Genomic DNA, 12395 nt, shown 5'->3' with positions numbered 1-12395 from the left:
CGGATCAGTCGCGTTCGGCGGCCTTCCTGATACCGGCCAGTCGCCGATCCCATCCGCGCGCGATCATGTCCAGATGTCGTGCGAGGCGCGAGAGCTCCGAACCGACCGCCGCGTAACGGATTTCGCGCCCGGCGCGGGATGCGGCGACCAGGCCCGCATCGGTCAGCACCTTGAGGTGCTTGGCGATCGCCTGACGGCTGATCGGCAGCTCGGTGGCGAGGGTCGACGCCGAGGCCGGTTCGGCCCCCAATCTGACGAGGATCTGCCAGCGGGTCTCGTCGGCGAGAGCGCCGAAGATCTCGACGGGAGCGACCTCAGGCATCGGAGCCGCTCGTCAGGTGAGTACGTGCGAGTTCGAGCTCGATCTTCCAGCCTTCGACGTTGCCGTCGAACCTGGCGCGTCGTTCCGCGTCGGAACCGGACAGCGAAGCGAATCCCGACTCGACGACCCTGAGGATCACCCCGGACCCGGAGTCGGTGATCCAGAACTCGACGAGCGTCGACTCCGAATCGGGGTCAGATGCGTCGGCGAGCCACCGGAAGGCGGCGTAACGCGGTTCGTCGAGTTTCACGGTACGAAAGGTAAAGGCGCCGTGGACCGGATCGTGCACCGTCGACAGATCTCCGTCGCGGTCGATCCGGTGGTCGCTGATCACGCTGTCGTTGATGTACCAGCCCGGCTCGCTGACGAGCTGCCACACGCGCTCGGCGGTCGCCTCGATGGCGATCTCCCGCTCGATCCGATCGGGGTTCTCATCGGTTGCCGCACTGATTGTCTCGGGATCGGTTGCACTCATGACGCCTCCTGGGCCGCTTCGAATGATGCAACCCAATGGTTGCATCATTCGCCGGCGACTCGCAACCCCCAGGTTGCAATAATACTCAGTCCACGATCTCAGCGAGACGGCGGATCGCGAATTCGTAACCGCGGATGCCGTAGCCCGCGATGACACCGGCTGCGAGGGGCGAGACATAGGAGTGGTGCCGGAACGCCTCACGCTTGTGCACGTTGCTGATGTGCACCTCGAAGATCGGGACTCCGGGCACCACGAGGGCGTCGGCGAGGGCGACGGACGTGTGGGTCCACCCGCCGGGGTTGATGACGATGCCGCTGATCTTCCCCACCGCCTCGTGAATCCAGTCGATCATCTGTCCCTCGTGATTGGTCTGCGCCGCTCGCAGGCCGAAACCGAGTTCCGACGCGGTCCGCTCGGCGAGGTCGACGACGTCGTCGAGCGTCTCGGAGCCGTAGATCGCCGGCTCACGGGTACCCAGGGTGTTCAGGTTCGGCCCGTTGAGCAGGAGGATCGGCAGCGGCTCGGGACCGGCCGGATCGGGCGTGGAGTCGGACATGGGTTCACCATAGTCTCAGCCGCCTCGCCGACCGGGGCGAGACAGCTCAACGGCTACCATCTCTCTTTGTGCCAGCGCAGACCGTTCGACGAGCGAGGATCGTCGCCATAGTCACCGGCCTGCTCGGGTTCCTGCTCGCGCTCGCCACCCCGCTGATGCCGGTCGAGCAGAAGACCGCGGAGATCAACTGGCCTCAGAACGGACAGATCGATTCCGTCACCTCCCCGCTCATCGGCTACACGCCCGTCGACCTCGACGTCACGATCCCTTGCGACGCCGTCGCCGACCTCCCTCCCGGTGGCTCGGTCCTGCTGTCGACCACGCCGAAGCAGGCCGAGAAATCCGCCGAACGCGGCCTTTTCATCCGTAAGACGGGTGCCGCCGATTCCCCCGCCGACCGCCAGGGCGTCGAGGTGGTCATCCGCAACGTCTCGCTGATCTCCGCCAGCCTCCAGGACATGCGCGCGCAGGATTGCCGCGAGATCGTCGTCCGCGCCGATTCCGACGCGGTGACCGCCGAGTTCGTCGGCATGACCAACGACGCCGGGGAACCGCTCGAGGGGACCACCGAGGACAAAGAGGCCTTCAAGAACTCGCCCGACCAGCGGCCGCAGGTCACCGGCCTCTTCACCGACCTGTCCGGGCCCGCGTCCGAGATCGCCGGTCTCGACGCACATGTCACCGTCGACTCCCGCTACAACACCGCGCCGACCATCTCCAAGTGGCTCGTCATCGTCGTCGGAGTGGCCGCGACGCTCCTCTCACTGGCGGCACTGGCAACTCTTGACGCAACCGATGGCCGCAAGCACCGCCGCATCTTCCCCGCCCGCTGGTGGCGCCTCAATGCACGCGACTATGTGGTCATCGGTGCGTTGATCCTCTGGCACATCATCGGACCCAACACCTCCGACGACGGCTACCTGCTGACGATGTCGCGGGTCGCGCAGGACACCGACTACACCGCAAACTACTTCCGCTGGTACGGCGCACCGGAGGCACCATTCGGCTGGTACTACCAGGTCTTCGGACTGCTCAGCCATGTGTCGGTGGCCAGCCCGTGGATGCGACTCCCCGCGCTAGCCTGCGGAATCCTGGTGTGGCTCATCGTGAGTCACGAGGTCATCCCGCGGCTCGGTCGGGCCGCGGTCATCCGCCCGATGGTGGCCTGGACCGCCGCCTTTGCCTTCCTCGCCTGCTGGTTCCCGTTCAACAACGGCCTGCGCCCCGAGCCGATCATCTGCCTCGGCGCCCTCCTCACCTGGTGTTCGGTGGAACGCGCCATCGCCACGGGGCGTCTGCTACCCGCCGCGGTGGCCTGCATGGTGGGCGCGTTCAGCATCGCCGCCGGCCCCACCGGTGTGCTCGCCGTCGCCGCACTGATCGCCGGCGCCCGACCGATGATCATGGCGCTGATCAAGCGCGCCCGGGTCATCACCGGCGACTCGATGTCGCGCCGCGCGCTGAGATGGTCGTTCGTCGCACTGATCGCGCCGATCCTGGCCGCCGGCAGTTTCGTGGCCTTCGTGGTGTTCTCGAATCTGACCCTGCGCTCGTTCTCCGAGGCCTCGAGCATGAAGACCGCGCTCGGTCCGTCGATGAACTGGTACAACGAGCTCGGCCGCTACTCGGCGCTGTTCGCCTTCTCCGCCGACGGCTCCATCGCACGACGCTTCGCCGTCCTCGCGATGATCCTCGGCCTGGTGGTGGCCGCGGCGGTCCTCATCCGCAAGAACCGCATCCCCGGCACCTCCATCGGACCCACCCGGCGCATCGTCGCGATCACCTTCGCCTCGCTGGTGTTCCTCATGTTCACGCCGACCAAGTGGACCCACCACTTCGGCGTCTTCGCCGGTATCGCTGCCGCGCTGGCCGCCATCGCCGCGGTCGCCGCCAGTCAGCAAGCGATGCACTCACGACGCAACCGCACGCTGTTCTGTGCGCTCGTCCTGTTCATCGGCGGGCTGGCGTTCACCGCGCCGAACTCCTATTACTACTACTCTGCGTGGGGCATGCCCTGGGCCTACGAGCAGGTCACGATCGGCGGGGTGATGCTCGGCAGCGTGTTCCTGTACGCGGCGCTGGCACTGCTCCTCCTCGCGCTGTGGTTCCACTTCCGGGAACCGTTCACCGGCACCGACCCGCACTCCCCCGACGGGGACCCCACCCAGCAGGCCGACACCTCCGACCAGCGCTGGTACCGGCGCGTGTCCGCGTCGATGGCCGCCGCACCGCTCGCCTATCTCGCGATGGCCGTCGTCGTCTTCGAGATCATCACCGCGGTTTTCGCCGGTATCCACCAGTCGTCGTCGTACTCGGTGCCGCGCTCCAACCTGGCCGCGCTCACCGGCAAGCCGTGCGGCATGGCCGACAAGGTGTGGGTCGAGGGCGACCCCAACCGAGACATGCTGCGGCCCGTCGACGGGTCGCTGAGCAACCCGCTGGGCGGAGCGGCCCCGGCGCCCGGCACCTCGCCGAAGACGGTCGGCTTCTCCCCCGACGGTGTGCCGCTGGATCTCGCGTCGACGGCCAGTGAGGGCTCGTTGGGCGTGCTGTCCGGCAATGTGTGGGCCGACCCGAAGATCGTCAACTCCAACCCCGGCGGCACCGGTGGCGGTGAACTGGCCGAACCCGGCGTCAACGGCAGCAGGGCCGCGTTGCCGTTCTTCCTCGACCCGAAGACCACCCCGGTCATGGGTAGCTACTCCAAGCTCGACCAGGTCCCCGCCCGGCTCACCTCCGGTTGGTACGCGCTCCCGAAGGACTGGCGCGACCGTCCGCTGCTGACGATGTCGGTGGCCGGCGAATACGACAACCCGAACGTGATGCTCGAGTACACCGCCGACCCGATCGGACCGGACACCAAGGACGCCGACCTCACCGCCGCCGGCGAAACCGAACTCATCGACCCCGGCCCGCGCCCGGCCTGGCGGAACCTTCGCTACAACACCAGCGAGCTGCCGGCGGACACCACCGCGGTCCGCATCGTCGCCGCCGACGACAACCTCAACGAGGACCGCTTCATCGTGCTCACCCCGCCGCGGGTCCCGCAGATGAAGACGCTGCAGGACGTCGTCGGCAGCACCGACCCGGTGCACGTGGACTGGACGTCGGGTCTGGCCTTCCCGTGCCAGCGGCCGTTCACCCACGATGCGGGTGTCGCCGAGATCCCCCAGTGGCGGATCAAGCCGGGGTCGGATCTTGCGGCTGCGGTCTCGGCATGGCAGAACTACTACGGCGGCGGCCCGCTCGGCTGGATCGACGTTTCGCAGCAGCCCACCGCTCTGCCGACGTACCTGATGGCCGACATCGGACGCGACTGGGGCGCGCTCGAGCGCTACGAACCGTACGGCGGCGTGGACACCCTCGCCGACATCGACACCGGCACGGAGACCCGCAGCGGCCTGTGGAGCCCGGCGCCGATCCGGCACTGAGGAGCGCCGCAGCTCAGGGTGGGCGCTAGGTGGGCGAGTGCCGGTCGCATACGATCAAGCACCGTGCCTGTGACAGCCTCGACGTCCCGTGTTTCCGCACGTACCGCCCGTCTGATCGCGATCGTCGCGGGTGTTCTCGGCGTCGTGCTGTGCGCTCTCACCCCGTTCCTGCCGGTGAAGGCCACCGACGCCGACATCACCTGGCCCGCAGGTCAGGAGCTCGCTGCCGAGACGTCGTCGGTGATGGCGCCGCTCATCGCGCAGACCCCGCAGACGCTCGACGCCCGCATCCCGTGTTCGACGCTGGCGAGTGCCCGCAACGGCGTCGTCCTGTCGACGATGCCGGTGAGCGCGCCGAAGTCGAAGGGCTCGTCGCTGTGGGTGACGAAATCCGATCAGGCCGTCACCGTCACCTTCCGCAACAGCGTCGCGGCCACCGCGGCCCGCGCCGAACTCGACCGTTGCCGTGAGCTGCACATCTTCTCCGCCCCGAGCGGACCCGGCGCCCAGTTCGTCGGCCTCGGCGACTCGACGGTCCTGCCACCGGAGAAGCGCCCGCAGGTCGCCGGCATCTTCAGCGAGCTGAGTCCCGAGCAGGCCCGCGCCGCGGCCGCCGCCGGGATGTCGGTCTCGATCGTCGTCGACAACCGGTACGAGTCCTCGCCGACGGTCCTGAAGATCATCGTGATGGTCCTCGCCGTCATCTCGGTGATCGTGGCGCTGATCGCCCTGGCCCTTCTCGACCGCATCCAGGGCTACCACCGGCGGATCGGGGTCCGCACCCACGCCTGGTGGCACTCACTGAAGCCGCGCGCCGCCGACCTGGTCGTGACGGCGATCCTGCTGGTCTGGCTGTTCCTGGGTGCCGGGTCGCCCGACGACGGTTACATCCTCAACATGGGCCGCACCGCCGACGGGTTCGGTTACCTGGCCAACTACTACCGCTACTACGGCATCCCCGAGGCGCCGTTCGACTGGTACTACAGCTTCCTCTCGATGTGGTCGTCGATCTCGCCGTCGATCCTGTGGATGCACATCCCGGCGCTCGTCGCCGGCCTCGCCTCGTGGTTCGTGCTCAGCCGGGTGCTGCTGCCGCGTCTGGGCCCGGCGGTGCGCCGCAGTTCGTGGGCCACCTGGGCTGCCGCCCTGACGTTCACCGCGTTCTGGCTGCCGTTCTGCAGCGGCCTGCGCAGCGAGGGCATCATCGTCCTCGGCTCCCTGTTGACCTGGTGGGCAGCCGAATACGCCATCTCCACCCGACGCCTCCTGCCGGCGGCACTGGCTGCCGCGCTCGCCGGGTTCACCCTCGCGCTCGCCCCGCACGGCGTCGTCGGCATCGCGATCCTGCTCGTCGCCGCCCGAGCGCTGCTGCACATCCTGCTCCGGCGACGCGACGAGCTCGGCGGCTCGAGATGGACCTCGACCGCGGCGCTGGTCGCGCCGATCGCCGCCGCCGGGATGGTCGTACTGGTCATCGTGTTCCGGGATCAGACGCTCGCGACGGTGCTCGAGGCCATCAAGCTCCGCTACACCGTCGGCCCGGTGATCTCCTGGCACCAGGAGTTCCTGCGCTACTACTTCATCTCGGTCGTCACCGACGACGGTTCGCTGACCCGTCGCGTGCCCCTGCTCCTTCTCCTCGCCGGCCTGTTCGTGGTGGTCGCGGTGATGCTGCGGCGCACCCGGATCCGCGGCGTCGACCCCGGTCCGGTGTGGCGCCTCGTCGGCGCCGTCGGCGTCACCCTGCTGCTGTTCGTGTTCACCCCGACCAAGTGGACGATCCAGTTCGGCGTGCTCGCCGGTCTCGCTGCGGCGACCTCCGCGGCCGCGACCCTCGCCGTCGCCCAGTCGGCGGCACGATCGGCCCGCAACCTCACCGTCTTCGTGTCGGGTCTGCTCTTCGCGATGGCCGCGGCGATGGCCGGTTACAACTCGTGGCCGTTCGCCTACGAGTACGGCATCTCCTGGTTCGACCGGGCGCCCGTCATCGCCGGCTACGGGGCGTCGACGCTGTTCCTGATCCTCGCCGTCCTGGCCGCCGCCCTCGCGGTCTGGCAGCATCTTCGGCTCGACTACGTCACCAATCGCGGTCTCGCACACAGCGACACCGGCCCCGGTGAGACACGGGCCGACCGGCGCCGCCTGTTCCTCGCCTCCTCTCCCATCGCGGTGATCGCCGGTCTCCTCGTCGTGGTCGAGATGCTGTTGTTCGTCAAGGCGGCCGTGAGTCGGTATCCGGCGCCGACGGTGCTCACCGAGAATCTGAACACCCTGCGCGGCAACCCGTGCGGGCTGGCCGACGAGGTGCTCGTCGAGGTCGACCCGAACACCGGCATGCTCACCCCCGCGGGCGGGGCGTCGGCGACCGAGGCCCTACGCGGCGAGAACCCGGTCGGCTTCTCCCCCAACGGAATTCCCGGCGACCTGCAGCCCGAACCGGGCAGCCAGCGTCCGGGCCAGATGAACGTTTCGGCGAGCATGGCGCGTCCGTTCGCGATCACCGGCGGACTCGGCTCCGGGACCACCGGCGGTCGCGGCCCCGAGACCGTCAACGGATCGAACGCCAAACTCCCCTTCGGACTCGACCCCGCCACCACGCCCGTACTCGGCAGCTACGGGTACAACGGCGAGGCGCGCCTGACGACGGGCTGGTACGACCTACCCGCCAACCGTGCCGCGTCGCCGCTGCTCGTGTTCAGCACCGCCGGCGCCGTCTCGACCATCGACACCTTCGGGGTGCGGAACTTCGGACAGAAGATGGTCGTCCAGTTCGGGCGGCCCGGCCCGGGCGGTGAGTTCGAGCAGGTCGGCCCGGACATCCTGCCCATCGACCCCGGACCGGTCATCCTCAACCGACCGTGGCGCAACATGCGGGTGCCGATGGCGGCCGCCCCGCCGGCTGCGACCGTGATGCGACTGACGTTGCAAGACAACAACCTCGGCGACAAGCAGTTCATCGGGATCACCCCGCCGCGCGCGCCGCGGCTGCAGACCCTGCAGGAGGTCGTCGGGACGACGGCGCCGACCCTGATCGACTTCGGGGTGGCCTCGCACTTCCCGTGCCAGCAGCCGATGGGTGTCTCGCACGGCGTCGCGCAGGTGCCGCAGTGGCGGATCCTGGGTGACTACCCGCTGACCAACTCCCAGTCCAAGACCTGGCAGGCCGGGGTCGACGGCGGCCTGCTCGGCATCTCGGAGGCGACGACCTCGGCCCAGGCCGTGTCGACCTACCTCAAGGACGACTGGGTCCGTGAATGGGGCGCCCTGGAGAAACTGACGCCGCTGGTACCCGACGCACCGAACGCACAGATCGACACCGCACAGACGACGCAATGGGGCTGGTCACGCGCCGGCTCGATCAGGGTGGAGCCCGAATCCGATGAGTGAACCCAACCGCACCGCCAAGATCGTCGCCGTCGTCACGGGCCTGCTGGGCTTCCTGCTCGCGATCGTCACGCCGATCCTGCCGGTCAACCAGACCACCGCGGAACTCGAGTGGCCGCAAGGTGACTCGGTATCGGATGTGGCGGCACCGCTGGTGGCCTTCGTCCCGATCGACATGGACATGTCGGTGCCCTGTTCGCTGGCGTCCCGATTGCCTGCCCAGGGCGGGGTCTTGCTCTCCACGACGCCGGAAGGCGGTCAGGACGACTCCGCCCGCGGTCTCTTCGTCCGCGCCACCCCGGACGCCCTGACGATGACCGACCGCAACGTGGTGCTGCTCAACACCGATCGTGCCGCGGCACAGGCGAACCCGGACTGCCGCATCGTCATGCACGCCGACGGTGAGGGCGTCGCCGGTCGCTTCGAGGGTCTGCCCGCCCCGGACGCCGACACCGGCAGCCTGCACGAGTTCGCCATCCCCGACCACGAGATGCGTCCGCAGATCGTCGGGATCTACAGCGATCTCCCGGCCGACGTGTCCCGCGACGGCCTGTCGTTGCACGCGACCATCGACACCCGCTACGTCTCCTCGCCGACGCCGCTCAAGCTCGCCGCGATCGTCATCGGCATCGTGATGACGGTCCTGTCGCTGATCGCGCTCGGCGTACTAGACCGCCGGGACGGCCGCGCACACAAGCGTTTCCTGCCGACCGGCTGGTGGACCATCCGCCCGCCCGACGTCGCGGTCTTCGCGATCCTCGCCTTCTGGTGGTTCGCCGGCGCCAACACCTCCGACGACGGTTACAACTTCACCGTCGGCCGCATCACCAGCGAAGCCGGCTACGCCGACAACTACTTCCGCTACTTCGGCGTCCCGCAGGACCCGTTCGGCTGGCATTTCCAGGTCATCTCGTGGATGTCGCACATCAGCGTCGCCACGCCGTTCATGCGCCTGCCCGCCTTCCTCCTCGGACTTCTCGGCTGGTGGCTCATCAGCCGTGAGGTGATCCCGCGCCTGGGGCGCGCGGTCCGCAACAGCAGGCCGGCCGTGTGGTCGGCCGCGTTCGTCTTCCTGGCGATCTGGTTGCCGTTCAACAACGGTCTGCGGCCGGAGCCGGCGGAAGCGGTGGGCGCGCTGCTCACGTGGTGCTGCGTGGAACGGGCGATCGCGACGCGGCGCCTGCTGCCGTACGCGATCGCGGTCGTGACCGCGGCGTTCACCCTGGCCCTCGCCCCCGGCGGGCTGATGGCCGTCGCGGCGCTCCTCGCCGGTATCCGGCCGATCGTGAAGACCCTGGTGTCGCGCCGTTCCCGTGACGGACTCCTGCCGATGTTGGCGCCGATCCTGGCGGCCGGCACCGCGGTCCTCTTCCAGATCTTCTTCGACCAGCCGATCGGCGCGCTCATCGCCGGCAACAAGGTCGCGTCCGACGTGGGCCCGACACTCGAGTGGTGGCAGGAACCGATCCGCTACTACTACCTGATCCTGCCGACCGCCGACGGCACGCTCGCCCGTCGCTTCGGCGTCCTCGCGATGATCCTGTGCCTGTTCGTCGTACTGCTGCGCCTGCTGCGTCGTGAACATCCCAACGGCGTTGCGCGCGCACCGATCTGGCGATTGGTGGCGGTCACGCTGGGCACTATGTTCTTCATCGCCTTCACCCCGACCAAGTGGACCCACCACTTCGGCGTCTACGCGGGTATCGCCGCCGGTCTCGCTGCCGCAGCGGGCGCGATGATGGCGCCGGCCGTCCTTCGGTCGCGGCGTAACCGCACGTTCTTCGCGGCCGCCGTGCTCGCGATCACCGGGATCTCCTTCGCCGGGACCAACGGCTGGTGGTTCGTCGGCAGCTACGGCGTGCCGTGGTGGGACCGCCCGCCGGCCGTCGGCGGCGTCAACGTCGCGTGGTTCATCCTGCTCGCCTCGATCGTCACCGCACTGGCTGGTCTGTGGTTCCACTTCCGCGACGACTTCGTCGACGAACAGACCCGAACCCGCGGTGGTGACCACTGGTATTCGAAGCTCAAGTTCTCACCGCTGCCGGTGATCTCGGGACTGATGGTGCTGTTCATGGTCGCGTCGTTCCTGAAGGGCGCCTACGTGCAGCGCGACTCCTGGTCCTGGATGAAGTCCAATGCGCGTGCCCTGACCGGTAATTCGTGCGGCCTGGCCAACGACGTCCTGGTCGAGGCCGATCCGACGGCAGGGCTGCTGGCTCCCGCAGCGGTGAACGGCCGCCCGGCACCCGGCGTCGCACAGGCATTGTCGGGCACGGATTCCACCGGCTTCACACCCAACGGGGTTCCCGACAAGCTGTCGGTGGACGCCACCGAGAGCGACACCCCGTCCACCACGAGCGCCCAGAACACCGCGCAGACCGGTGCCGGCGCGGACGAGTCCGGCGACTCGTCGTCGGCGCAGGGTGGCACCGAGGGCGGCCAGGGCGCACGCGGCATCAACGGGTCGACGGTTCGGCTGCCGTTCGGCCTGAACCCAGCTGCCACACCGGTTCTCGGCAGTTACGGTTCGCCGTCGGGCACCGCCTCACTGACCACGGACTGGTACCAGTTGCCCGAACGTTCCGACGACGCCCCGCTGCTCACCATGGCGGTCGCCGGATCGGTCGAGGCCGTCGACGGCATCGGTGTCGTCCACGCGGGCCAGAAGGTGGTCGCGCAGTTCGGTCGCGTCGGCGCCGACGGTCGCGTGGTGCCGACGGGCCAGATGTTCCCCATCGACATCGGCGAGGTCCCGACGTGGCGCAACCTGCGGTTCCCGCTGGCCGATTCGCCGGCCCAGTCGACCGTGGTGCGCATCCTGGTCGAGGACACCGCCGCGGCGTCGTCGGAGTGGGTGGCCATCACCCCGCCGCGCGTCAGCAAGCTCGCGACGCTCGACGAGGTCGTCGGCCGGACCGATCCGGTGTTCATCGACTGGCTGCCCGGTCTGGTCTTCCCCTGCCAGCAGCCGATGAAGGTGCGGCACGGTGTGCTCGAGGTGCCGAAGTGGCGGATCATGCCCGACGCCGAGGCCACCCGGAAGAACAGCCAGACCTGGATGTCAGGCACCGCGGGCGGACCGTTGGGCATCACCGAGGCGATGCTGCGTCCGACACTGATGCCGACGTACCTGCGCAACAACTGGGGACGTGACTGGGGCGGTCTGCAGCGATTCACCGAGATCATCCCGGCGCCGCCCGCCGAGATAGAGCTCGGCGAGGCACGACGCTCGGGGCTGTACGACCCCGCGCCGATGAGATCCAGCGGCTACTGACAGCCTCTGACCTGGGCCGACGGGGGTGTGGCGGTTTTACCCACCACATCCCCGTCGAAACCCGTCGCACCCCGTTCGTTACCGCACCGTGATCTCCAATCTCGGTTGCGTCACTCATCTCCCGGGCCCCTCGATCCGACCGTGACCGCAGCCTAGCGTCGTGTCATGAGTAAATTCACGGCACCAGGACTCAGCACGGACTCGGCCGATAAGGTGGCCGGGATCCTGCAGGAGCGTCTCAGCGCACTGAACGACCTGCACCTCACCCTCAAGCACATCCACTGGAACGTGGTGGGCGCGAACTTCATCGGCGTGCACGAGATGATCGACCCGCAGGTCGAGCTCGTCCGCGGTTACGCCGACACCGTCGCCGAGCGCATCGCGACCCTCGGTTCGTCTCCCAAGGGCACCGCCAAGGCGATCGAGTCCGACCGCTCGTGGAGCGACTACTCCATCGGTCGCGACACCGCGCAGGCACATCTCGGCGCCCTCGACCTCGTCTACGAAGGTTTCATCACCTCGCACCGAGACGCGATCGAGAAGATCGGCAAGATCGACCCGATCACCGAGGACGTTCTGATCGGCCAGACCGCCGAACTCGAGAAGTTCCAGTGGTTCGTCCGCGCCCATCTCGAGAGCTACACCGGCGAGCTCAAGCACTCCGGTGCCAGCGGCGAGAAGGAAGCCGCCGATGCCGCGCGCTGACCGCTAGACCGGGTGCGGGCCCTCCCCCGGTCCCGCACCGGAACCGCGGTCGCGGCCGCCTCACCACCCCCGCGGCCGCGGTTTCCCCTTTCCACCCGATCACTTTGCGAGAGTTGAACTCTCGCTGTGCTGCGGGTGCTGTCGCACGTCCTTTCGACGACGCACTGTTACTCTGAGCACAGGCTTAGGCCGTGAACAGGATGTGAAGACAATTGCGTCCGCCGGATCGATCGGGGCGTACCTCGCTC

The 12395-nt window shown here is 68.4% G+C and carries 7 protein-coding genes; 4 read left to right on the top strand and 3 right to left on the bottom strand.

Annotated elements, in window-relative coordinates; all coding sequences use genetic code 11:
- Positions 1 to 4 precede the first annotated feature (4 nt).
- The 3 genes from RVF83_RS07095 to aroQ form a co-directional block, all read right to left on the bottom strand.
- A complete protein-coding gene (locus tag RVF83_RS07095; protein ID WP_005199212.1) occupies positions 5 to 322 on the bottom strand; it encodes an ArsR/SmtB family transcription factor in 318 nt (105 codons plus the stop codon).
- Positions 315 to 797 (bottom strand): hypothetical protein, encoded by a 483-nt coding sequence (locus RVF83_RS07090; protein ID WP_005199213.1) that lies wholly within the window; start codon positions 795 to 797, stop codon positions 315 to 317. The genes RVF83_RS07095 and RVF83_RS07090 overlap by 8 nt, the downstream gene beginning before the upstream one ends.
- Positions 798 to 882: 85 nt before the next feature.
- Positions 883 to 1353, bottom strand: a complete 471-nt coding sequence (gene aroQ / locus RVF83_RS07085; protein ID WP_005199214.1) for a type II 3-dehydroquinate dehydratase — start codon at positions 1351 to 1353, stop codon at positions 883 to 885.
- Between the two features lie 68 nt (positions 1354 to 1421).
- Between aroQ and RVF83_RS07080 the strand changes: the two genes are divergently transcribed.
- The 4 genes from RVF83_RS07080 to RVF83_RS07065 all read left to right on the top strand — a co-directional run bounded on the left by RVF83_RS07080 (position 1422) and on the right by RVF83_RS07065 (position 12147).
- Positions 1422 to 4784 (top strand): arabinosyltransferase domain-containing protein, encoded by a 3363-nt coding sequence (locus tag RVF83_RS07080; RefSeq protein ID WP_005199215.1) that lies wholly within the window; start codon positions 1422 to 1424, stop codon positions 4782 to 4784.
- A 69-nt stretch (positions 4785 to 4853) separates the two neighbouring features.
- On the top strand, positions 4854 to 8171 hold the full coding sequence (locus tag RVF83_RS07075; protein WP_005199216.1) for an arabinosyltransferase domain-containing protein: 3318 nt from the start codon (positions 4854 to 4856) through the stop codon (positions 8169 to 8171).
- Positions 8164 to 11442 (top strand): arabinosyltransferase domain-containing protein, encoded by a 3279-nt coding sequence (locus tag RVF83_RS07070; protein WP_005199217.1) that lies wholly within the window; start codon positions 8164 to 8166, stop codon positions 11440 to 11442. The genes RVF83_RS07075 and RVF83_RS07070 overlap by 8 nt, the downstream gene beginning before the upstream one ends.
- A gap of 165 nt (positions 11443 to 11607) precedes the next feature.
- Complete coding sequence (locus tag RVF83_RS07065; RefSeq protein ID WP_005199218.1) at positions 11608 to 12147, top strand: Dps family protein; 540 nt, start codon at positions 11608 to 11610, stop codon at positions 12145 to 12147.
- The last annotated feature ends 248 nt before the right edge of the window (positions 12148 to 12395 follow it).

It is taken from the genome of Gordonia rubripertincta, assembly GCF_038024875.1.
Lineage (GTDB): Bacteria > Actinomycetota > Actinomycetes > Mycobacteriales > Mycobacteriaceae > Gordonia > Gordonia rubripertincta.
The sequence above is the reverse complement of the archived record's forward strand: the minus strand, read 5'-3'. Positions and strand labels throughout refer to the sequence as shown.